25 protein-coding genes are annotated in these 21,779 nt (G+C 74.6%); 18 read left to right on the top strand and 7 right to left on the bottom strand.

The genetic code is table 11. The annotated features are described in order from the left end of the window. Positions 1 to 121: 121 nt before the first annotated feature. The 7 genes from ACWIZO_RS11545 to ACWIZO_RS11515 all read right to left on the bottom strand — a co-directional run bounded on the left by ACWIZO_RS11545 (position 122) and on the right by ACWIZO_RS11515 (position 5,562). Positions 122 to 1,213 (bottom strand): flagellar biosynthesis protein FliA, encoded by a 1,092-nt coding sequence (locus ACWIZO_RS11545; RefSeq protein ID WP_448642587.1) that lies wholly within the window; start codon positions 1,211 to 1,213, stop codon positions 122 to 124. 43 nt (positions 1,214 to 1,256) lie between these two features. Then, on the bottom strand, positions 1,257 to 1,676 hold the full coding sequence (locus ACWIZO_RS11540) for a hypothetical protein (RefSeq protein WP_448642586.1): 420 nt from the start codon (positions 1,674 to 1,676) through the stop codon (positions 1,257 to 1,259). Positions 1,677 to 1,909: 233 nt separating this feature from the next. Continuing rightward, positions 1,910 to 2,242: a carbon storage regulator CsrA gene (gene csrA / locus ACWIZO_RS11535; RefSeq protein ID WP_448642585.1), complete on the bottom strand. Its 333-nt coding sequence runs from the start codon at positions 2,240 to 2,242 to the stop codon at positions 1,910 to 1,912. An 86-nt stretch (positions 2,243 to 2,328) separates the two neighbouring features. Then, positions 2,329 to 2,733: a flagellar assembly protein FliW gene (fliW, locus tag ACWIZO_RS11530; protein WP_448642584.1), complete on the bottom strand. Its 405-nt coding sequence runs from the start codon at positions 2,731 to 2,733 to the stop codon at positions 2,329 to 2,331. After that, positions 2,730 to 3,632: a flagellar hook-associated protein FlgL gene (gene flgL, locus ACWIZO_RS11525; RefSeq protein ID WP_448642583.1), complete on the bottom strand. Its 903-nt coding sequence runs from the start codon at positions 3,630 to 3,632 to the stop codon at positions 2,730 to 2,732. The genes fliW and flgL overlap by 4 nt, the downstream gene beginning before the upstream one ends. Positions 3,633 to 3,637: 5 nt before the next feature. Beyond that, on the bottom strand, positions 3,638 to 5,071 hold the full coding sequence (gene flgK / locus ACWIZO_RS11520) for a flagellar hook-associated protein FlgK (protein ID WP_448642582.1): 1,434 nt from the start codon (positions 5,069 to 5,071) through the stop codon (positions 3,638 to 3,640). Next, complete coding sequence (locus tag ACWIZO_RS11515; protein ID WP_448642581.1) at positions 5,068 to 5,562, bottom strand: flagellar protein FlgN; 495 nt, start codon at positions 5,560 to 5,562, stop codon at positions 5,068 to 5,070. Before ACWIZO_RS11515 ends, flgK begins: the two co-directional genes overlap by 4 nt. A 157-nt stretch (positions 5,563 to 5,719) precedes the next feature. Between ACWIZO_RS11515 and ACWIZO_RS11510 the strand changes: the two genes are divergently transcribed. The 18 genes from ACWIZO_RS11510 (at position 5,720) to ACWIZO_RS11425 (ending at position 21,778) form a co-directional block, all read left to right on the top strand. Then, positions 5,720 to 6,721, top strand: coding sequence for a sigma-70 family RNA polymerase sigma factor (locus ACWIZO_RS11510; protein ID WP_448642580.1), 1,002 nt, complete (start codon positions 5,720 to 5,722; stop codon positions 6,719 to 6,721). 127 nt (positions 6,722 to 6,848) lie between these two features. Further along, positions 6,849 to 8,015 carry a flagellin N-terminal helical domain-containing protein gene (locus ACWIZO_RS11505; RefSeq protein ID WP_448642579.1) on the top strand — a complete coding sequence of 389 codons (1,167 nt, stop codon included), beginning with the start codon at positions 6,849 to 6,851 and terminating at the stop codon, positions 8,013 to 8,015. Positions 8,016 to 8,112: 97 nt separating this feature from the next. Then, entirely contained in the window at positions 8,113 to 9,525 is a 1,413-nt protein-coding gene (gene fliD, locus ACWIZO_RS11500) for a flagellar filament capping protein FliD (protein ID WP_448642578.1), read from the top strand. A gap of 52 nt (positions 9,526 to 9,577) precedes the next feature. Next, positions 9,578 to 9,976: a flagellar export chaperone FliS gene (fliS, locus tag ACWIZO_RS11495; protein ID WP_448642577.1), complete on the top strand. Its 399-nt coding sequence runs from the start codon at positions 9,578 to 9,580 to the stop codon at positions 9,974 to 9,976. Next, positions 9,973 to 10,317: a hypothetical protein gene (locus ACWIZO_RS11490; RefSeq protein ID WP_448642576.1), complete on the top strand. Its 345-nt coding sequence runs from the start codon at positions 9,973 to 9,975 to the stop codon at positions 10,315 to 10,317. Before fliS ends, ACWIZO_RS11490 begins: the two co-directional genes overlap by 4 nt. A gap of 325 nt (positions 10,318 to 10,642) precedes the next feature. After that, positions 10,643 to 10,990: a flagellar basal body rod protein FlgB gene (gene flgB / locus ACWIZO_RS11485; RefSeq protein WP_448642575.1), complete on the top strand. Its 348-nt coding sequence runs from the start codon at positions 10,643 to 10,645 to the stop codon at positions 10,988 to 10,990. A 1-nt stretch (position 10,991) separates the two neighbouring features. Continuing rightward, positions 10,992 to 11,390, top strand: a complete 399-nt coding sequence (gene flgC, locus ACWIZO_RS11480) for a flagellar basal body rod protein FlgC (RefSeq protein WP_448642574.1) — start codon at positions 10,992 to 10,994, stop codon at positions 11,388 to 11,390. 2 nt (positions 11,391 to 11,392) lie between these two features. Continuing rightward, positions 11,393 to 11,746, top strand: a complete 354-nt coding sequence (gene fliE / locus ACWIZO_RS11475) for a flagellar hook-basal body complex protein FliE (protein ID WP_448642573.1) — start codon at positions 11,393 to 11,395, stop codon at positions 11,744 to 11,746. Further along, positions 11,746 to 13,347 carry a flagellar basal-body MS-ring/collar protein FliF gene (fliF, locus tag ACWIZO_RS11470; RefSeq protein ID WP_448642572.1) on the top strand — a complete coding sequence of 534 codons (1,602 nt, stop codon included), beginning with the start codon at positions 11,746 to 11,748 and terminating at the stop codon, positions 13,345 to 13,347. The genes fliE and fliF overlap by 1 nt, the downstream gene beginning before the upstream one ends. Then, entirely contained in the window at positions 13,344 to 14,423 is a 1,080-nt protein-coding gene (gene fliG, locus ACWIZO_RS11465; protein WP_446758786.1) for a flagellar motor switch protein FliG, read from the top strand. The genes fliF and fliG overlap by 4 nt, the downstream gene beginning before the upstream one ends. Before the next feature lie 91 nt (positions 14,424 to 14,514). Continuing rightward, a complete protein-coding gene (locus tag ACWIZO_RS11460) occupies positions 14,515 to 15,315 on the top strand; it encodes a FliH/SctL family protein (protein ID WP_448642571.1) in 801 nt (266 codons plus the stop codon). Further along, positions 15,312 to 16,610 (top strand): FliI/YscN family ATPase, encoded by a 1,299-nt coding sequence (locus tag ACWIZO_RS11455; protein ID WP_446758784.1) that lies wholly within the window; start codon positions 15,312 to 15,314, stop codon positions 16,608 to 16,610. The genes ACWIZO_RS11460 and ACWIZO_RS11455 overlap by 4 nt, the downstream gene beginning before the upstream one ends. A gap of 1 nt (position 16,611) precedes the next feature. Then, the gene (locus ACWIZO_RS11450) at positions 16,612 to 17,070 is read left to right on the top strand and encodes a flagellar FliJ family protein (protein WP_448642570.1); all 459 of its coding nucleotides are present in this window, start codon (positions 16,612 to 16,614) and stop codon (positions 17,068 to 17,070) included. After that, positions 17,058 to 18,053 (top strand): transglycosylase SLT domain-containing protein, encoded by a 996-nt coding sequence (locus ACWIZO_RS11445; RefSeq protein ID WP_448642569.1) that lies wholly within the window; start codon positions 17,058 to 17,060, stop codon positions 18,051 to 18,053. Before ACWIZO_RS11450 ends, ACWIZO_RS11445 begins: the two co-directional genes overlap by 13 nt. After that, positions 18,050 to 19,393 carry a flagellar hook-length control protein FliK gene (locus ACWIZO_RS11440; protein ID WP_448642568.1) on the top strand — a complete coding sequence of 448 codons (1,344 nt, stop codon included), beginning with the start codon at positions 18,050 to 18,052 and terminating at the stop codon, positions 19,391 to 19,393. Before ACWIZO_RS11445 ends, ACWIZO_RS11440 begins: the two co-directional genes overlap by 4 nt. Before the next feature lie 29 nt (positions 19,394 to 19,422). After that, positions 19,423 to 19,860: a flagellar hook capping FlgD N-terminal domain-containing protein gene (locus tag ACWIZO_RS11435; RefSeq protein ID WP_448642567.1), complete on the top strand. Its 438-nt coding sequence runs from the start codon at positions 19,423 to 19,425 to the stop codon at positions 19,858 to 19,860. A gap of 48 nt (positions 19,861 to 19,908) precedes the next feature. Continuing rightward, entirely contained in the window at positions 19,909 to 21,138 is a 1,230-nt protein-coding gene (locus ACWIZO_RS11430) for a flagellar hook protein FlgE (RefSeq protein WP_448642566.1), read from the top strand. 349 nt (positions 21,139 to 21,487) lie between these two features. Continuing rightward, positions 21,488 to 21,778 (top strand): flagellar FlbD family protein, encoded by a 291-nt coding sequence (locus ACWIZO_RS11425; protein WP_448642565.1) that lies wholly within the window; start codon positions 21,488 to 21,490, stop codon positions 21,776 to 21,778. Position 21,779 lies beyond the last annotated feature (1 nt).

The following is a 21,779-nucleotide window of genomic DNA, read 5'->3' as shown; positions in this document are numbered from 1 at the left end:
GGACGGCTCTGCGGTCGCGGTCCCCCGGCGCCGGCGGCGCGGGCGGGTCTCGCGGTTCCACCCTCCCTATCGGCAGGTGCGGGCCGGGTTGGACCCGGCGTCGCCACACCGTCCCCGTCGGCTACTCGCTGAGCTCGGTGAGCCGGTCCTTGAGGGCCCGCTCGACCCGGTCGGCGTGCACGTTCATGTTGCGCACCGAGGTGCCCAGCTCCGTCGAGACCTGCGTCTTGGTCTGCCCGCCCCAGGTGGTGAGGTACCAGGTGGCCCAGCCGAGGACGTTGGGCTGGGCGGCCCGCTGGCCGCGGGCGGCCGTCGGGTCCGGCGCGCAGGCCGCGGTGAGCGCGTGCGACAGCAGGGTCGACTCGGCCTCGTCCATGATCTGGTCGGGCGCCTCATCGGAGTCGGGCAGGAGCACCTCGGTGGCGTCCGGCCCGCCGTCGAGCGACTGCAGGTTGCGCAGCGAGTTGAGGGTGGCGACGGTCTGGGAGTTGCGGCGCAGCGTGGCCACGCTCTGCCCCATGAAGGCGGCCAGCTCCCGCTCGGTCGGCCGCCGCTGGTGCTCGGCCTGGAAGGCGGCGACCGCCTTCTGCTGGCGGTTCTCCGTGTCGGCCGCCGTCCGGCCGTGGGCGTTGCGGCCCAGGTCGTGCACCCACTTGGACAGCTGGGTGGCCAGGAAGGCCCCGAACGGGACGCCCTTGGTCTCGTCGTACTGGCCGACGGCCTTGAGGATCCACTCCGCCACCTGCTGCCCCAGGTCGTCGGGGTCGGGCAGGTGCAGCCGGATGGTGCTCATGTTGCGCTGCAGCCGCTTGAGGCTGACCGGCAGGTAGTGCCGGCACAGCCCGTCGAGGAAGGCCGGCGGCAGGTCGCGCGGCGCGCGGCGGCGGACGTCGGCCTCCGCGCGCAGCCCCACGGTGGTGCAGCCCTGCTCGGCGCACCAGGCGCGGATCCAGTCGGCGAGCAGCGGGCCCTGGCCGCACGGGCCGTCGACCCGGTACAGGCCCTCGCCCTCGTCGTGGCTGACGGTGACGCCGTCGGGCAGGTCGGCGCGGAAGCGGGCCAGCGGCAGCTCGCGGTCGACCCGGAAGTGCACCCGGTCACGGGGGGTGATCGGCGTCCGCGCGAAGCCCTCGGCCTCGGGGACGCCGCCGAAGACGAGCGGCGCGCGGACGGGGGTGGCGTCGGAGGACGGGGCGGGGGCGGGCTGGTTCACCGGGACTCCAGGACGTTCGCGGGGAGGACGACGGCCGGACTGCTCAGGAGGCGAGGACGCGCTCGTCCGCGTGCGGACGGCGGGGCGCGGGGAGCGGGGCAGCGTCGTCGTCGGCGCCCAGGAGGACCGCGGCGGCGGCGCGCTCGGCGGCACCGGGCTCGGCGGCGTAGACCGGCATGTGGTCGTAGAGGACCGTGAACAGGTCGCTGACGAAGGCGTAGGCGGCCTGGGCCTGCGGGGAGAAGCGCGCGATGGCCTCGCGGGGGCCGAGCTCGACGCCGACGGTCACGCGGACGACGCGCTCGTCCTTGCCCAGGCCGCTGACGGCGAAGCCGACCTCGGGGTGGACGGCGGCCAGCGCGGCCAGCTCGGCGAGGCAGCGCCGGATCGACCCGCGCCGCGGCCGGAGCTGGACGTGCACGACGACGGTCTCGGCCTCCGGCCCGGCAACGGCCTCGGCCAACTGGTCCGTGTTTGCTGCAACGCTCTGTCGCATCCTGATCGCCCCCTGTGACGTGCTTGGGGGCAACTCTGGCGGATGAGCGGACAGTGACGGGTACACAACTCGCCGTGCCCTACGCAATCTCGGGGCCGACCTTCGTCAGGTCTTGCCCGAGGGGGTGTGCCGGCCGGTCGGGCGGATCCGCGCCACGGCGAGAGTTGCCGAGCCGCGGACCCGCCGTCCGTGGCGAGTCGTCAGCCCGCGGCCGCCTCCGGCGAGCCCTCGCCGGCCCGCTCGGCCGGCACGGCCGGGGCGGCCGGGCGCGCGGCGTCCCCGGCGGGCGCGGCAGGGGCGGCGCCGGCCGCCGGGGCGAACGCCGCGAGCGCGCCCAGCGTGTCGGCGGTGACCTGGGCGGCGAGCAGGTTGGCCTCGGCGATCTGCCGGTAGACCTCCTCGCGGTGGATGGTCACCTCGCGGGGGGCCTTGAAGCCGAGGCGGACGGTGCCGCCGCGGACCTCGACGACGTGCACCTCGATGTCGTCGCCGATGCGGATCGTCTCGCCGACGCTGCGGGTCAGTGTGAGCACGGGTACCCCTCCATGGGTGTGTGTTCGGCCTCCGTGGCGGTGCCCGCCGGGGCGGGCGGGAGCGGCGCGTGCCGCCCCCTCCTCTCCTATCGGCGCAGCAGGCGCCGGATCGGATGACGGTTGTCGGGCAGGACCACCTGGGTGGCCCGCCAGTTGGCCGGGTTGACCACGACCGGCGCGCGCAGGTTGGCCGTCGCCGCCGACGGCCCCGCCGCCGGGACGGTCACCAGGCAGTACACCCGGGCATCGGCGGCGTCGTCCAGGTCCAGCTCGGTGAGCACGGCGCGCGGGAGGACGGGCGCGTAGTCCGGGAAGTACCGGTGCGGGGGGACGGCGAGGAACCGCGGGCCGCCGGCGTCGAGGGACTGCAGCCAGAACAGCAGGCCGTCGCCGTCGGCCGTGACGAGCACGTAGTCGCGGAACTCCGGGAAGCCGGGCAGCGGGGTCACCATGCCGAGCAGGGGCAGCGCGGCGACCGGGGCGAGCGTCATCGGAGGAAGTCCACGAGCGAGGGCTGCACGACCTGGGAGGTCGCCTGCAGCGCGGCCTGGTAGCCGGTCTGCTGGAACTGCAGCTGCATGATCGTCTTGGGCAGGTCGACGTCCTCGACCAGGGCCAGCTGCTTGGTGAGCGACAGCTGCAGGTCGGTGTTGGTCTGGGCGGCGGTGTCCACGCGCGCGGCACGGGCACCGACCGAGGAGACGGCGGTCAGCAGCCGCGCCAGCGCGACGTCGAGGTCGGCGAGGTCGTCGCCGAGCACCTGCGGAGCCGCGGTCACGTCCGTGGCGATCCTGTCCACCAGCGCGAACAGGTCCGTGCCGGAGGGGTCGCCGAACGCCTCGGGCCCGGTCACGTCGATGCGGACCTCCTCGGCGTTGCCGATCCGCCGCGTCACACCGACGACCGGGACGCCGTAGGCGCCCCCGACGCCGTTGTACGTGCCCGTGGCGTCGTAGGCAGTGGCCCCGGAGGTGATGCCACCGAACAGCGGCCGGCCGTCCACGGACTGGTTCGCCAACCCCAGCAGGCTCTCCCGCAGGGCGGCGACCTCGGTGCTGATGGCCTGCTGGCCGCTGGCGGACAGGGTGCTGGTGTTGGAGGCCTGAACGGTGAGGTCCCGGACCCGGTTCACCTGCGTGACCATGCTCTGCAGCGTGGTGTCGGTGAAGTCCATCCAGCCCTGGGCGTCGGAGATGTTGCGCGCGTGCTGGGCCGCGGCGGCCTGGTCCTGCCGGACCTGCATGGCCCGGTTGACACCGGACGGCGAGTCGGACGGCTTGCTGACGACCTTGCCGGAGGTGAGCTGCTGCTGCAGCTTGCCCAGGTCGGAGAGGTTCCGGTTGAGGCCCTGCAGCGCGGTCTGCGTCACGGCCCGCTGGGTGATGCGCACTCAGGTCACCGCCCCACGAGGCCGGTGCGGCTGATCAGGGTGTCCAGCGCCTCGTCGATCGTGGTGATCATCCGGGCGGCCGCGTTGTAGGCGTGCTGGAACGACAGCATCGTGGTCATCTCCTCGTCGAGGTTCACACCGGAGACCGACTCGCGGGCGGCGTCCACCTGGGTGGAGAGCACCGACTGCACCTCGAGGTTGCGGGTGGCCACCGAGGACTCCACGCCCAGGCTCACCACGAGCTTGCGGTAGACGGCGTCGGAGCCGGTGGGATCCAGGCTGAGCCTGAACAGGGCGTCGGCGTTGCGGGCGTCGGCCGACGGGGTGCCGCCGGTGGCCGCCGGGGAGATCCCCGCCGCGGCGATCCGCGCCGGGTCGGTCACCCGCAGGGTGAGGTTGGCGGCGGTGACCGCCGCCAGGTCGACCGGGTCGGTGCCCGAGCCGTCGTCGAACAGCGGCCCGCCCTGGGCGCCGGTCGAGTCGTACCCCGTGCCGTGGGCGGCGTTCAGGCTGCCGGCGAGCGTCCGCGCGAAGGCGTCGAGCTGCGTGCGGTAGCCGGGCACGATGGTGGTCAGGGCGGTCAGCTGCCCGGCGGCGGTCCCGCCGGGGCGCAGGGTGGTGTTCCCGGGGTCGGTGACCAGGCGTGGGGCGTCGGTGCCGACCCCGTCCGGGTTGTCCGTCCCGGCCAGCCGGACCCGGCTGGCGGTGCCGCCGGTGACCAGCGTCGTCCCGCCGATGGTCACATCGACGACGCCGTCGGCCCGCGGGACCGCCGTGGCGCCGACGGACTGCGCCAGCTGCATGACCAGCGTGTCGCGCCGGTCGGAGAGCTCGTTGACCGGCAGGCCGCTGAGCGAGGCCTGCCGGATCGAGGCGTTGAGCTCGGCGATCGTGCCGGCCGTGGAGTTCACGTCGGCGGCGAGCACCGAGAGGCTGTCGCGGGTCTGGTCCCACTGCTGGTCCAGGGCGGCCCGGGTGGTGTGCAGGCCGTCGGCGAGGGTGTCGAGGCGCTCCATCACCTGGCTGCGCGGCGCGAGCTTGAGCGGGTTGTTGGCCAGGTCGCTGAAGCCGGACCAGACGTCGGTGAGCATGCTCTGGATGCCGCTGTCGCCGGGCTCGCGGAAGTTCTGCTCGACCTGGCCGAGCGCGGCGTTCTCCGCCGTCAGCCGGGCGGTGTTCGCCGTCTCCAGCTGGCCGCGGGCCTCGAGGAACGCGTCGCGGACGCGGCGGACACCGGTGACGGCGACGCCGCCGTCGCTCCCGTTGCTCACCGAGTGGATCGCCGGGACGGCGGTGCCGCCCATGGCCTGCAGGTCGACCCGCTGCCGGGAGTAGCCCTCGGTGTTGACGTTGGCGACGTTCTGGCCGGTGACGTCGAGGCCGCGCTGGGCGGCCCACAGCGCCGTCGTCGCCGTGTTGAGGCTGCTGAACCCGCTCACAGGGCACCGTCCAGGGTGACGGCGCGGTGCGCCGAGGACTCCGAGCGGCCGGTGGCGCCGTACGTGCCGGCCGACGGGGTCCGCACCGACAGCAGCGCGTCCCCGATGGCCGACAGGCCACCCTCGATCAGCTCGCGGTTGGCGTCGGACAGGCTGCGCAGGTCGGTGACCAGCACGAGCAGCGCCTCGTGGTGGCGGGCCAGCAGGTCGTTCCACGGCGCCGGGGCCACCTCGGCGAGCTGGCGCAGCGACGGGTCGATCCCGATGCCGAGCCGGGTCGCCAGCGACTCGGTCACCGCGGCGCGCTCGACCTCGAGCGTGCGCAGCTGGTCGAGAACGACCTCGATCTCGTGCGCGATGCGCGCCAGCCAGCGGGTCTTGCCCGAGAGGATGAGGTACTGCTTCTCCTCCGCCTTGAACAGCAGCAGGTCGAGCAGCTCCTGCTCCCGCCACAGCAGCGTCGACAGGTGCTGGAAGTCCACGTCCGCCACCGCCTCCCTCGTCCTGCCGGCGGGCGGTCCCCGTCCGGCGTTCGCGGTCAGGCCATCGGCAGCGGGCGAAGGACCCTCAAGCCGAGTTCCCAGCATCGGCAGATGTTGCCCTCCCCCGGTGGTGCGGTCCGGCCGCGCGGAAGCCGAGGAGGGGGACGTGCCAGCAGCCCGCCTCCCGGTGACCGAGCGCCCCGTCCACCTGCGCCCCGCCACCCCGCGCAGCGCCCTCCTGCGCGGCGCTCCCCCGCGCGCGGACGCCCCACCCGCCGCGCCGGCGAGGTCGGAGGCCGACGTCGAGGCGATCGTCACCGAGCACCTGCCCCTGTGCTCGTTCGCCGTCAACGCGGTGGCGTCCCGCATCTCGCTGCCCGGCCACGTCAGCCGCGACGACCTGCTCTCCTGCGCCCGGCTGGCGCTGGTCGAGGTCGCCCGCCGCTTCGACCCGTCGGCCGGGGCCACCTTCGCCACCTACGCCCTCCCCCGCCTGCAGGGCGCCGTCCTCGACGAGCTGCGCTCCGGGGACTGGGCGAGCCGGTCGGTGCGGGCCGCGGCCCGGCGCACCGACGCCGCCGCCGACGCCCTGACCATCCGCCTGGGCCGGCCGCCGACACGGGAGGAGCTCGCCGAGAGCCTGGGCATGCGCCGCGGCGAGCTCGACGCGCTGCAGGTCGACGTCCACCGGGCGGTCATGGTGAGCATCGACGCCGAGAGCGGCGACGGCGGCCCGCTGGACCTGCCCGACCCCGGGGAGTCCCCGGAGCGCGCGGTGCTCCGCGGCGAGCGCTCGCGGTACCTGCAGGACGCCGTCCGGGCGCTGCCCGACCGCCTCGACGAGGTCGTGGAGCGCAACTTCTTCGGCGGTGAGTCGCTGACCGACATCGCGACCGACCTCGGCGTCACGCTCTCCCGCGTATCGCAGATGCGCGCCCGGGCGCTGACCCTGCTGCACGCGGCGATGAGCGAGGTGTGGGACGGCCGGGCGGTGGCCGCCGACGGCGGGGTGCGCGCCCGCAACCAGCAGCGCCTCTACGTCGACCGGGTCGCCGGCCGCGGTGCTCCCGACCGTGGGGCGCCGCCGGCGAGCGTGCCGACGGTCACCGCCCCGCCCCGCCGGCGGGCGGGCTGGCAGGCCGCCTACGGGGCGGCCCGACCCGCCTGAGTGAGGCCGGGAAAAAGTCCGAGGTTCGCCTCAAGTCCCGGCCCGCCCCAGCCGTAACACCACCTGCAAGCCCCGCAGCACGGATGCAGCGGTTCACAGGAACGACCCGATTCCAAGGAGGAACACCATGGGTCTGCGCGTCAACACCAACATCGCGGCACTGAACTCGTACCGCAACCTGTCGGCCACCGACACGCAGATGGGCAAGTCGCTCGAGAAGCTCTCGAGTGGTCTGCGCATCAACCGGGCCGCCGACGACGCGGCCGGCCTGGCCATCTCCGAGGGCCTCCGCTCGCAGATCGGTGGCCTCAAGGTCGCCGTCCGCAACACCCAGGACGGCATCTCCGTCGTCCAGACCGCTGAGGGCGCTCTCACCGAGACCCACAGCATCCTGCAGCGCATGCGCGACCTGGCCGTCCAGGCCTCGTCCGACGGTGGGCTGAACGCCGACGCCAAGTCGGCCATCCAGTCGGAGATGGGCCAGCTCAAGTCCGAGCTGAACCGCATCGCCGACACCACCCAGTTCAACGGCAACAAGCTGCTGGACGGCACCTACACCGGGAAGAACTTCCAGGTGGGCGCCAACCAGGGTGAGACCATCACCGTCGGGGTCGCCACGGCGATGAACACCACGGGCCTGGGCGTCGCGGGGGTCTCAGTGACCACCGGGCCCGCCCTGACCGCCACCACGGTGCAGCCTGTCACCGGTGGTGCGGCCGGCACGGTCACGATCACCTCGGCGCAGCTGGACACGCTGGACGAGCTGAAGAACCTGAACGGCACCATCACCGTCGGTGACAAGAGCCTCGACCTGGCCACGGTCAAGCTGACCGGTGCCACGGTCGACGCCCAGCGCGCCGATCTGCTCACCAAGATCGACGCCGTCTTCGGCGCCGGTACTGCCGCGGGTGCCACCGGTGCCTCCAACCTGGTCCTCACCGGCGCTACCGGCGCCGGGGGTGAGACGGCGCGGGCGGCGGCCGACCGGGCGGTGGTCTTCTCCCAGTCGACCGGTGCCGACGGTGCCATCACGGCCATCGAGAACGCGATCAAGACCGTCTCGACGGTCCGCGCCGACCTCGGTGCCGTGCAGAACCGGTTCGAGCACACCATCAACAACCTGAACGTCGCGGTCGAGAACCTGTCGGCGTCCGAGTCGCGGGTCCGCGACACGGACATGGCGCAGGAGATGGTGAGCTTCACCCGCTCGCAGATCCTGTCCCAGGCCGGCACCGCGATGCTCGCCCAGGCCAACCAGAGCTCGCAGGGCGTCCTGCAGCTGCTGCGTGGCTGATCCCACCCCGTAACACCGCACCACCCCGGTGAGGGGGGAGGCCCCGCGCCTCCCCCCTCACCCACATCCGCACCCGCGCGACGCAGGAGGAACCGGCATGGCAGGGATGGCAGTCGACGGCCTCGTGTCCGGGCTGGACACCACGAGCCTGATCAGCCAGCTGCTCAAGGCCGAGGCCACGCCGCAGACGGCGCTGAAGACCCGGCTGAGCGCGACGACCGCCGCCGCCACCGCCTACCGCACGGTCAACAGCCGCATGGAGTCCCTGCGCAGCGCGGCCGAGGCACTGACCTCGACGAACCTCGCCGCCGCGCGGACGGCCACCAGCAGCAGCGCCGACGTCACGGCCAGCGCCACGTCGTCGGCCGTGACCAGCAGCAGCCTCACCTTCTCGGTCACCGCGCTGGCCAGCGCGCACACCGTCACCAGTCACCTGGAGTGGAGCTCGGCCGCTGCCGACGTGCGCTCCCCCAGCGCCGGGGGCACCGACCCCGGCTGGCCGCTGCAGATCCGCAAGCCCGACGGGACGGCCGACGGGGCGCTGGTCGCGGAGATCGACCTGCCCGACCCGCCGACCCTCGCGGGCGTCGCCGCCGCCATCAACGGTGGCGACCACGGCATGCGGGCCACGGTGGTCCAGCTGGCCCCGGGGAAGACCCGGCTCCAGGTCACCAGCACGAGCACCGGCGCAGCCTCGCAGTTCTGGCTGCGCGGCGCCGGCGAGACCACCGAGACGGCGGGCTCGGCCTTCGTCGCCGAGCCCCCGGGCCGGGACGCCGAGCTGACGCTCAGCAACGGCCTGACCGCCACCTCGGCCACCAACACCTTCGCCGAGCTGCTCTCGGGTGTCTCCGTCACCGTGTCGAAGGTCGACCCGACCACGACGACGACCGTCCGGGTGGCCAGCGACTCCGAGGGCGTCGCCGCCAAGGTGCAGGAGTTCGTGGACGCCGCCAACGCGGCGCTCAAGGAGATCAACGCACAGAGCTCCTCGGCCCAGGGCAGCACCGCCGTCCTCAAGGGCGACAGCACCCTGATCAATCTGACCAGTGAGATCCTGACCAACTTCGCCGGCGCGGTCGGCACGCTCGGCTCGCCCGCGACCCTCGGCATCCAGCTGAGGAAGGACGGGACGGTGCTGTTCGACAAGGCAACGTTCCTGACAGCCCTGGAGAAGGACCCCACGAAGGTCCAGGGCATGCTGGGTGGCGTCCCGGCGAAGCCGGGGCCACCCGCCACCGCGGCGGTCGAGGGCTTGGCCCAGCGCGTGCAGGCCCTGGCGAAGCGCGCCTCGGACGCGACCACCGGCACCTTGACCGGCCTGGCCAAGGGGCGCGACTCCCTCGCCAAGGACATCCAGGAGCGCATCGCCGACTGGGACACCCGGCTGAAGCTCCGCAGGGACATGCTGACCCGCCAGTTCACCGCCATGGAGACGGCGCTGAGCTCCCTCAAGTCCCAGTCGAGCTGGCTGGCCGGCCAGCTCGGCTCGCTGCCCAGCTCAAGCTGACCCCCCTCCGGCCGATGCTCCCTATACCACCGCCTCCCCAGGAGTCAGCTCGATGAGTGCCGCGTCCCTCCGCGCCCGTTACCTCGACGACGCCGTCACGACCGCGTCGCCACAGCAGATCCTGGTCATGCTCTACGACCGGCTCGCCCTCGACCTCGAGCGGGCACAGCTGGCGCTGCGCGACGGCCGGCGCGACGACGCGGGCGGCCAGCTGCGCCACGCGCAGCAGATCGTCTTCGAGCTGCTCAGCAGCCTGCAGGTGGACGCCTGGGAGGGCGGGCCGCGCCTGGCCGCGCTGTACAACTGGTTGGTCGCCGAGCTGAACCAGGCGATGGTCAAGCACGACGCCGGCCGGGTCGCCTCCTGCCTGCAGGTCGTCGAGCCGCTGCGCGACGCGTGGCGCCAGGCCGCCGCCAGCCTCTCGGCCGGCGCCGTCGCGAGCACCGCATGACCTCCCCGCACTCCTCGGGCGGCCAGCGCCGCGCGCAGTGGACCGTCGTCCTCGAGGAGATGGAGGGCGAGGTCATCGACGCGGAGCGCGCCATCCGTGGCAACCGCGCCGAGGAGATCGCCGCCTGGGGCCGGCGCATGGAGGACTGGGTGCCGCCCAGCAGCCTCGGCCCCCTCCCCCTGGACCTGCGCGAGCGCGCTGCCCGGCTGCTGCAGCACCAGCTCGCCGTCGCCGAGGAGCTCGTCGAGCGGATCACCCAGTCCCAGCGCCAGCGCGACCTGGCCGCCCGGATGGCCTACCGCCCCCGCCCGGTCGCCGCCTTCGTCGACCGCGCCCTGTAACCCGCACTCCCCGACCCTCCGGCCGGGCCGCCACACGACGTGGCGGCCCGGCCGTCGTCGTTCCCGGGCCCCGTCGCCCGGCACAGGAGGGGCGGGTCCCGGGAGTCACAGGGGCACCGGGGAACTCGTCCGCGTCGGCGGTCCCAGCAGTCACCCGTGTGGCGGACGGCGGTCACGCGGCCCCGGGCGGCTGCCGAGAAGACCCCTGCACGGACAGCACCACTCTCGCCACGGATCGGCGGCCCTCCCCGCGCTCGCGCGGGTGTCCCCGACGTACCCGGAGGCCAGTCGTGTCCTGCCGTCCTGCCCACCGGCGGTCCGCCCGATGATCGGCGACGTCACCACCACGACCCTGCACGCGGCTCTCAGCGGGCTGGCGCAGCGCAGCCGCGTCACCGCGGACAACATCGCCAACGTCCAGACCCCGGGCTTCCTGGCCGGCCGCACCGACTTCGAGTCCTCGCTGCGCACCGAGCTGCGCCACGGCAGGGCGCCGACGGTCTCCGGCGGCTCGATCGCCCGTTCGCTGGAGCCCACCCGGGAGGACGGCAACAACGTGAACCTCGACAGCGAGACGGTCATCGCCACCGAGACCGGCCTGCGCTACCAGCTCGCCCTCAACGCGCTCGACGGCAAGTACGGCCTCCTGCGCTCGGCCCTGCGGACGGCGTGACGTGTTCGACAGCCTCGACATCTCCGGGTCCGGCCTCTCGGTGCACCGCCGCTGGATGGACGCAGTCTCGGACAACATCGCCAACATCAACACGGTCAGCTCGACCGACGGCGAGGCGTTCAAGGAGCGCATGGTCGTCGCGCAGGCCGTCGACTACGGCTCCGGCGAGGGCGGCGTGCGCATCGCCGGCGCCGAGTTCGGCAGCGGCGAGGGCCGGCTGGTCTACGAGCCCGACCACCCGCTGGCCGACGACGAGGGCTACGTGCGCTACCCCGACATCGACCTGGGCGACCAGATGACCCAGCTGATGATGGCCCAGCGCGGCTACCAGGCGAACCTGGCGTCCATGGAGCGGGCGACCACCGCCTACCAGGCCGCCCTCCAGCTCGGGAAGGGCTGACCGTGACCTCCCCCATCGGCGGCGTCTCGCTGCCCAGCTTCCCCACCGTCGGCGGCGTCGACGGCATCGGTGCGATGGCCGGCGTCGCCGACGTCGCCGGCAGCAGCGCCGCGGCCCCGGTCGGTGGCGCGTCGGACAACGGCTTCGCCGCCACCCTGGCCGGCGCGGTCGACCAGCTGCAGGGCCTGCAGTCGACGTCGGACGGCCTGGCCACCGCGGCCGCCACCGGCGACCTCAAGGACGTGCACGACTACATGATCGCGGCGCAGGAGGCCTCCCTGGCCACCGAGACGGTCGTGACCCTCAAGAACAAGGCCGTTGAGGCCTTCACCGAGATCATGAGGATGCCCATCTGATGCCCGCCGCACTCGCCGGGCCGCTGGGGAAGCTGCGCTCCGCCCTGGCCACGATCAGCCTCGGCCAGAAGGTCGTCATCGGCCTGCTCGTCGCCGCGCTGGGCCTGGGCGGCTTCTCCTTCTACAGCTGGATCACCACGCCGACGATGGCGCCGCTGTTCTCCAACCTGGCCTCGACCGACGCCTCGGCGATCGTCGACGAGCTCAACGCCGGCGGCGTCGCCTACGAGCTCGCCGACGGCGGCGCCACGATCATGGTCGCCAACGACCAGGTCTACGACCTGCGCCTGCAGATGAGCGGCAAGGGCCTGCCGGCCGGCTCCGACACCGGCTACGCCCTGCTCGACGAGCAGGCCATCACCACCAGCGAGTTCCAGCAGCAGGTGCAGTACCAGCGCGCCGTCGAGGGCGAGCTGGCCAACACCCTCGAGGCGATCGACGGCGTGCAGACCGCCGTCGTGCACGTCGTCCTCCCCAAGGACGAGGTCTTCGCCACCGACGAGAGCGACCCCACCGCCTCGGTGCTGCTCGACCTGGCGCCGGGCGCCGAGCTCTCCGGTGAGCAGGTCCAGTCGATCACCAACCTGGTGTCCTCGAGCATCGAGGGGATGGACCCCGAGCAGGTCACCGTCTCCGACTCCCAGGGCCAGCTGCTCGCCGCCGCCGGCCAGGGCGCGACCGCCGCGTCGGGCGACGCGCGCTCGCAGATGGAGACCGACTACGAGACCCGGCTGGCCGCCAACGCGCAGTCGATCCTCGACACCGTCCTCGGCCCGGGCAACGCGCGGGTCTCCGTGCGCGCCGACCTGGACATGTCGCAGCGCGACAGCACCGCCACGACCTACGGCTACACCCAGGGCACCCCGCCGATCAACTCGCAGACGTCGAAGGAGACCTACACCGGCGACGGCACCGCCGTCGGCGGCGTGCTGGGCCCGGAGAACACCGCCGACGCGGCCAACGGCGGCACGGGCTCGGGTCAGGCCAACTACTCGACCGAGTCCGCGACGGACAACAACGCCGTCGACCAGACGGTCACCAACACCGTCTCCGCCCCGGGCGAGGTCAAGCGGCTCACCGTCGCCGTCGTCCTCAACGACACCGTGGCCGGCAGCCTCAACCAGAACCAGGTGCAGGACCTCGTCGGCAACGCGGTCGGCCTGGACCAGGCGCGCGGTGACGGCATCAGCGTCGCCTCCCTGGCCTTCGACACCAGCGCCGCCGACGAGGCGGCCGCCGAGATGGCCGCGGCCCGCGAGGCCGAGCAGCAGGCGCAGATGTGGTCGCTGATCAAGACCGGCGGCATCGCCCTCGGCATCGTGCTGCTGGTTCTCGTCGTGTGGCTGCGCTCGCGCCGCCGCGGCGAGGACGAGGAGGAGGACGAGGACTACCCGCTCGAGCTGGACGAGGGCGTCATGGCCGAGCTGGAGCGGCTGCGGGTGGCCAGCGCGCGGGACGACACCGCCGTCCTGGACAGCCGGGCGCTGGAACTGGAGGCCGCGGAGCGGCAGCGGGTGCGGGGGGAGATCTCGACCATGGTCAGCGAGCGTCCGGACGAGGTGGCGCAGATGCTGCGCGGTTGGCTCAGTGATGTGAAGTGACACTCGCATCGGTCGAGCAGCTGGTGGGCGCGGGCGGGACCAACCTCCCCGCGCTGCCGCCGGCTCCCCCGCGCCCCGAGCTGCCGGGCCTGCGCAAGGCCGCGGTCTTCCTCGCCCAGATGACCAAGGAGGAGGCCGGCGTCCTGCTGGCCAAGCTGCGGCCCCGCGAGGTCGAGGCCCTCACCCGCGAGATCATGCGGCTCGGCTCGCTGGAGCCCGAGGACGTCGACGGCGTGCTCACCGAGTTCCACCAGATGATGAGCGCGCAGCGCTACGTCGGCCGCGGTGGCGTCGACTTCGCCCGCGAGATCCTGGCCGCGGGCCTGGGCGAGGACAAGGCCGAGGGCATCCTGGCCCGGCTCAACGTCGTCTACACCGAGGTCCCGTTCGCCTCGCTGCGCAACGCCGACGTCCGCCAGCTGGTCACCTTCCTCAAGGACGAGCACCCGCAGGTCATCGCGCTGGTCCTGGCGCACCTGAGCGCCGCGCAGTCGGCGGAGGTGCTCTCGGGCTTCAACCCCGAGCAGCAGGCCGAGGTGGCCCACCGGATCGCCACGATGGACCGCACCTCGCCGGAGATGGTCCGCCTGGTCGAGGAGGAGCTGGGCCGCCGCATGGGCTCGCTGCTCGCCCACCAGGACATGTCGACCGTCGGCGGCGTGGAGACCCTGGTGGAGATCATCAACCGCTCGCCGCGGCCGACCGAGCGCTCGATCCTCGAGTGGCTCGACAGCTCCGACCCGGAGCTGGCCGAGCAGGTGCGCGCGCAGATGTTCGTGTTCGAGGACATCGTCACGATCGACGACCGCTCCATGCAGCTGGTGCTGCGCGAGGTCGCGGGCAACGACCTGGCCACGGCGCTCAAGGGCGTGCGCCCCGACGTCCGGGACAAGGTCGTCCGCAACCTCTCCGAGCGCGCCGCCGAGAACCTCGCCGAGGAGATCGAGCTGCTCGGCCCGGTCCGTGCCCGCACGGTCGAGGAGGCCCAGGGCAAGGTCGTCGCGGTCATCCGCACGCTCGAGGAGCAGGGCGTGCTGACCATCTCGCGGGGCGGGGACGATGAGTTCGTCGCCTGACGAAGGACCCCTGGAAGGACCCCGTCCCCCCCACCGCTCGCAGGCTCGCGGCGGGACCCTGGACGGGGCCGCCCTGAGGCGGCGGGAGTCGGTGCTGCTGCGCGGGGCCTCGGCCAGCGCGGCGGCCCCGTACCGGTCGGTCGCGGGGACGACAGTGCCGCCGGCGCCCCCGCGCCCGGCCCCTCCTCGTCCGGCGCCCGCTGCCTCGCCGGTCGTCCCGGCCGCGCCCGAGGTCGTCCTCGAGCGGCGGACGACGCCGCGCCGCGCCGCCGACGTCCCCGTGCCCAACGGCCGCGGTGTCCTGCGGCTCGGCGACGTCTACGCCGAGGAGCTGGCCCGGCTGCGCGACTTCGCGCACCGCGAGGGGTTCTCGGCCGGCCACGCCGAGGGCGTGGCGGCCGCCGGCCAGGTGGTCGCCGAGGCCGAGGCCGCCGCGGCGGCGCGGCTGGCCGACGTGCAGGCCCGCTGGGAGCGGCGGATGGCCTCGGCCACCGCCGCGCTCGGCGCCGCCGTCGCCGCGCTGGAGGCCGCCGCGGTGCCGACCGCCGACGACGTCCGCGACACCGTCCTCGACGGGGTCCTCACCCTCGTCGAGGACCTGCTCGGCCGGGAGCTGTCGGCGTCCACCACGGCCGGGGTGGACGCCCTGCGCCGCGCGCTGACCCTGGTGCCCTCCGACGCGCCGGCGGTCGTCCGGCTGCACCCCGACGACCTCGCCGAGGTCCCGCCCGCGTCGCTGGCGGCGCTGCCGCCCGCGGTCACCGTCCTCGGCGACGAGACCGTCGAGCGGGCCGGCGCCGTCGCCGAGTCCGGTCCGCGCCGGGTCGACGCGCAGCTGTCGACGGCGCTGGCCCGGGTGCGGTCGGTGCTGGCGGGCGGGGGCACGGCGTGAGCGCCGCCGCCGTCCTCGCCCGCGCCCGCCGCGCCGCGCGCCCGGAGCTCACCGGCTCCGTGGTCGGCGCCATGGGCCTGACCCTCACCGTCGAGGGCGTCGTCGCCGCCGTCGGCGACCTGGTCGAGGTCGGCTCCGGCCTGCTCGCCGAGGTCGTCGCCGTCTCCCGCGACCGGCTGACCTGCATGCCGCTGGGCGAGCTCGGCGGCGTCCACTCCGGGGCGCCGGTCCGCACCACCGGCATGCCGCTGCAGGTGCCGGTCGGCGAGGCGCTGCTCGGCCGGGTGCTCGACGGCCTGGGCCGGCCGGTCGACGGCGGCCCGGCCCTCGGCGCCGGGGTCGACTGGGTCGACCTGGCCAGCGAGACGCCGCACGCGCTGTCGCGCCGCCGGGTCGAGGACCCGCTGCCGGTCGGCGTCCGCGCGCTGGACACCCTCGTCCCGGTCGGCAAGGGGCAGCGGCTGGGCATCTTCGCCGGCTCCGGCGTCGGCAAGTCCACCCTGCTCGCCCAGATCACCCGCGGCACCGAGGCCGACGTCCGGGTCATCGGGCTGATCGGCGAGCGCGGCCGCGAGGTCAAGGAGTTCCTCGAGGAGAACCTCGGGCCCGAGGGCATGGCGCGCACGGTCGTCGTCGTCGCCACCTCCGACGAGCCGCCGCTGGTGCGGCTCAAGGCCGCGTTCGTGGCCACCCGCATCGCCGAGGGCTTCCGTGACCAGGGCCGCGACGTGCTGCTGCTCATGGACTCCATCACCCGCACCGCCATGGCCCAGCGCGAGGTCGGCCTCTCGGCCGGCGAGCCCCCCGCCACCCGCGGCTACCCGCCGAGCGTCTTCGCGATGATGCCCAGGCTGCTGGAGAAGGCCGGGCCCGGAGCGGTCGGGTCGATCACCGGCCTCTACACCGTGCTGGTCGAGGGCGACGACCACAACGAGCCGATCGCCGACACCGCCCGCTCGATCCTCGACGGGCACGTGGTGCTCACCCGCAGGCTGGCCACCACCGGCCACTTCCCCGCCATCGACGTCCTGGAGTCGATCTCCCGCGTCGCCGGCGCGGTGACCGCCCCCGCCCGCATGGCCGACGCGCGCGAGGCCCGGCGGCTGCTCGGCGCGCTGCGCGACGTCAAGGAACTGGTCGAGATCGGCGCCTACCAGCCCGGCAGCGACCCGCTGGTCGACCGCGCCCGCCTGCTCTCCCCCGCGCTCGACGCGTTCCTGCGCCAGCCGTTGGAGGACACCACCTCCCCCGAGGACGCCTGGTCGATGCTGCACCGGCTCGTGACGGCGGGCTGAGGTGGGCAAGCGGGCCGGGTTCCGGCTCGAGCCGGTGCTGCGCGTCCGCCGGGCCGCCGAGCAGTCCGCCGAGCGGGCCGCCGCCGAGGCCGCCGCCGAGGCCACCGCGGCGCAGCGCCGCGCCGAGGAGCAGGCCGCCGCCCTGACCTCCCGGGTACCGCCCGCCTCGGCCCCCGCGCACGTCTTCCTCGCCGCGATGGTCGCATCGGGCGCCGCGGCTGCCGATGTGACAGCTGCACGGGCGACGGCGCGGGCCTCGGCCGAGCAGGCCGAGCTCATGCGCGCGCGCTGGACCGCCGCCGCCCAGCAGACCAAGGCGCTGGAGAAGCTGCGCGAGCGGCACCTCCTGGCGCTGCGGGCCGCCGAGGCCTCCGCCGAGGAGCGGGCGGTCGACGACCTGGTCACCGCCCGGCACGCCGGGACCGACACCGAGGGAGAGGAGGAGCCGTGGAGGGGCTGACCGCGGTGCACAGCCGCATCGCCGAGATCCAGAACCGGATCCTCACCTTCGCCTCGACGTCGTCGACCTCGACGTCGGCCGCCCGGTCGGCGGCGTGGGCCGGCGCTGCGTCCGCCGCCGGGCTCACGGGCACGACGGGCACGGCGGCGACCGGCGCGATGGCAACCGGTGCGACGGCGGCCGCCGGCAGCGGCCTCGAGGGGCAGGTGGTGGCCGCGGCGCAGCGCTACCTCGGCGTCCCCTACGCCTGGGGCGGCACCGACCCGTCGGTCGGGCTGGACTGCTCGGGCCTGGTGCAGCGGGTCTACGGCGACCTCGGCATCGACCTGCCGCGCACCAGCTCCCAGCAGGCCACCGCCGGGACGCCGGTCGCCGGCCTCGGCGAGGCCCGCCCCGGCGACCTCGTCTTCTTCGACAACTCCTCCGCGCGGCCGGGCATCGACCACGTCGGCATCTACGTCGGCGACGGGAAGATGATCGCCGCCCCGCAGGAGGGCGACGTCGTCAAGGTGCAGGACGTCGGCAAGCCCACGCTCATCCGCCGGGTGCTGCCCGCCTCGACGTCGGCCGCCCCGTCCGCGCCGACCGGCGGGTCGGGCCTGGCCGGCGTCCCCTACGCCGACCTGTTCACCGCCGCCGGCGCCCGCCACGGCGTCGACCCGGCGCTGCTGGCCGCGATGGCGAAGGTGGAGTCGGGCTTCGACTCCTCCGCCGTCTCCTCCGCGGGCGCCACCGGGCTCATGCAGTTCATGCCGGCCACCGCCCGCGGCCTGGGCGTCGACCCCTCCGACCCGGCGTCGTCGATCGACGGCGCGGCGCGCTACCTGCGCCAGCTCACCGACCGCTTCGGCTCGACCGACCTGGCGCTGGCCGCCTACAACGCCGGCCCCGGCGCCGTGGCCCGCGCCGGCGGCATCCCGCCCTACGCCGAGACCCAGTCCTACGTCCGGAAGGTCACCAGCGCCGCGGAGGCGTACTCATGACAGCTGCCCTCACCGCCGCCCTCCCCGCGCCCGCTCCGGCCGCGGCTCCGGCGCCCGCCGACCCCGTCTCGGCCGCCGGCTTCGCCTCCGCGCTCGACAGCGCGGTCGCCGACAGCACCTCCGCCGACGCCGGCACCGGCCGCGCCGCGGCCGACGACGACGTCCCGGCCGACGACGGGACGACGCCGGCCGATCCCCCCGCCGACGCCCCCGGCGCGCCCGCGGACGCGACCACGGTCGGCGGCCTGCCCGCCGGGTGGGCGCTCGCCCTCGCGCTGGGCACCGCGGTCCCGCGCGGCACCGGCCCGGGGTCGGAGGCCGCGCACGGCGCCGTGGTCTCCGGCGAGGCGGCCGTCCCGGGAGTGGCCGCCGGCCTCGCCCGCGGCGGGGACGTCCTCGCCACCGTCCCGGCCGTGCCGGCGGTCCCCGCGACCGGCGCCACCCTGCCCGGCGACCCGGCCGGCCCGGTCCCGGCCCCGGCCGTCCCGGCCGACCTCCCGGCCGCCGCGCCGGCTCCCACCGCGTTCACCCCCGCGTCCACCCCCTCGTCCACCGCGGCGACCCCGGCCGTCCCGGCGGTCGCGCCGTCCACCGGGCTGCCCGAGGGGCTGGTCGTCGTCCCGGCCGCGGACCCGGCCCCGGCCGCCGCGGCGTCCGCCGGTCCCGATGCCGGCGCCGCGTCGTCCTCCGTCGGCACGGCCGCCGCACCCGTCCCGGCCGAGGCCGCCGGCGGGGGAGCGCAGCCGGGCGCCGGCGACCCGCAGGACCGCCCGGGCGACTCCCCGGCCGCCGCGCCGCAGACGCCGGCGGCCCCTGCACCGGCCCCCGCGGCACCGGCCGCCCCGGCGCAGGCCGCCCCGGCGCAGGCCGACGCGCCCGCCCCGCCGGTCGCCGGCCAGGTCGCGCCCGCCGTCGCCACGCTGGCCTCCGGCCCCGACGGCACGCACACCATGACCCTGGTGCTCACGCCCGAGACGCTGGGCCAGGTCGAGGTCCGGGTGACCGTCACCGCGGGCACCGTCGACCTCTCCCTGCGCGGCGCCTCCGAGCACGGGCGCGCCGCCCTGCTCGACGCCCTGCCCGACCTGCGCCGCGACCTCGAGTCCTCCGGCCTCACCTGCTCGCGCCTGCAGGTCGACCGCGACCCCGCCGGGTCGGGGCACTCGCAGGCGCAGCAGGCCTGGCAGCACGCCCAGCAGCAGGCCGGCGGCCACTCCCGGGGCCAGGGCCGGGCCGACGACCGGGCCCGCCCGTGGCTGCGTGGCACCGACCCCGACGGGAGCCGCCCGGCTCCCGTCTCCACCCACCCCGCGTCGACCGCCCTCGACGTCCGGGTCTGAGAGGAGCCGACCATGACGGAGACCGAGCGATGACCGTTCCCGTGAGCGGGGTGGGCGCCAGCCAGGCCGCCGCCGCGGCCGCCGCGACCGCCACCGCCACGTCCTCGGTGGACCGGTCCGACCAGATGGGCAAGGACACGTTCCTGCAGCTGCTCGTCGCCCAGATGCGCTACCAGGACCCGGGCAACCCCACGAGCACGACCGAGTTCATGTCGCAGACGGCGACGTTCTCACAGGTCGAGAAGCTCGAGGAGATCGCCTCGCAGAACGCCTCGCTGCTGTCGCTGCAGCGCTCCCTGTCCGCCGGCGCGCTCGTCGGCCACACCGTGAGCTGGACCGGCGAGGACGGCACCACCCAGACCGGGTCGGTCTCCTCCGTCCGCTTCAGCGGCACCGAGCCCACCGCCGTCGTCGCCGGCACCGAGGTGCCCCTCGGCCGGCTCACCGAGATCTCGCTCCCGGCCTGAGGCAAGGCCCCCACCCCCGATCGAAAGGCCTCCCCCGTGCTCCGTTCGATGTTCTCGGCCATCTCCGGCCTGCGCGCCCACCAGACCAAGCTCGACGTCACCGGCAACAACATCGCCAACGTCAACACGGTGGGCTACAAGTCCAGCCAGACCGTCTTCGAGGACACCCTGTCCCAGGTCATGCGCAACGGCTCGGCGCCGACCGACCAGGCCGGTGGCACCAACCCGGCCCAGGTCGGCCTCGGCGTCAAGGTCGCCGGCATCACCACCAACTTCGGCCAGGGCTCGACCCAGAACACCGGCCGCTCGACCGACTTCATGATCAGCGGCGACGGCTTCTTCGTGACCAGTTCGGGCAACGAGACGCTGTTCACCCGCGCCGGGTCCTTCGACTACGACGGTCTGGGCAACCTCGTCACCCCGGACGGCGCGAAGCTGCAGGGCTGGACGGCCCAGGACGGCACCGTCAACCCCAACGGCCCGATCGGCCCGCTCACCATCCCGTTCGGCCAGGTCATGGCCCCGGTGCGCACCGACTCGGGCACCGTCGTCGGCAACCTGTCGACGGCGTCCACCGCGGCCGACCCGCTGGCCACGCCGCCGGTCGCGGCCACCTCGGTGCAGACGCAGATCACCGCCTACGACTCGCTGGGCACCGCCCACCAGATCGCCCTGACCTTCACCAAGGCCGGCGGCAACCAGTGGGACGTGGCCGCCAGCGAGGGCGGGACGCCCATCGGCGGCGCCCAGCGGCTGGCCTTCAGCCCGTCGTCGGGCCTGCCGGTCTCCGGCACCACGTTCACCGTCCCGGTGACCGGGGCCAACTGGCCCGGCGGCGGCATCGCCATCGACCTCGGCGGGATGACCGAGTTCGGCGGCAAGACCTCGCTCACCCCGGACGACGTCGACGGCAACGCCATGGGCACGCTGCAGTCGATCTCGCTCAGCAACGACGGCACGATCATGGGCGTCTACTCCAACAGCCTGCGCGAGCCGATCGGCAAGCTGGCGCTGGCCACGTTCGCCAACCCCAGCGGCCTGTCCAAGGCGGGCAACACCAGCTACCGGGTGGGCGACAACTCCGGCCAGGCGGTCATCGGCGAGGCCGGCGCCGGCGGACGTGGCTCGCTGACGGCGGGGGCGCTGGAGATGTCCAACGTCGACCTCGCCGAGGAGTTCACCGGCCTGATCGTCGCCCAGCGCGGCTTCCAGGCCAACAGCCGCGTCATCACCAGCTCCGACGAGATCCTCCAGGACCTGGTCAACCTCAAGCGTTGACAGAGGGCCCCCTCGCCTGCGGCCCGGCACCCGTTTCCCCGGGGTGCCGGGCCGCACCTCGTCGACCCGGGGGCCACGGTGCCGCGCCCGGCCTCCCGCTCTCCCGGCTCGTTCCGTGTCCCGCGGGTCCGATCGGGCCGGCAGGACCCGGAACGAGCCGGCAGAGCGACCCCGCCTCCCCGGCCGCGATACGCGTGTGACGTGCGGGAACGCGGTGCCGGGTCACCCACGCGGGGGATGCGGCCGGCCCGGTTCGGCTCAAGCCGCACACGCGCAGGGCCGATGGTCTCTGCGACCGGCACCGCACCACCGCGGCCGCCTCCGCCCCACCGAGCCAGAGGACCGACCCGTGATCCGTGTGACGCGTCTGAACGGGGAGCACTTCGCGCTCAACCCCGACCTCATCGAGCGGGTCGAGGGCCACCCCGACACCGTGCTGTTCCTCGTCGACGGCACCAAGTACATCGTCCGCGAGGACGTCGAGGACGTGCTCGACGAGATCCGCGAGTACCGGGCCAGCATCCTCGCCACCGCCTACGCGATGGACCGCGGCACCTACCGCACCGCGACCCCGTCCGGCGACCACGACGCCGCCCCGCGCGCGTCGGTCGTGCCCTTCCCGGCCCGCGAGGAGCGCTGAC

This window comes from Geodermatophilus sp. URMC 63 (assembly GCF_053502565.1).
This window is presented reverse-complemented; position numbering and strand designations above follow the sequence as displayed.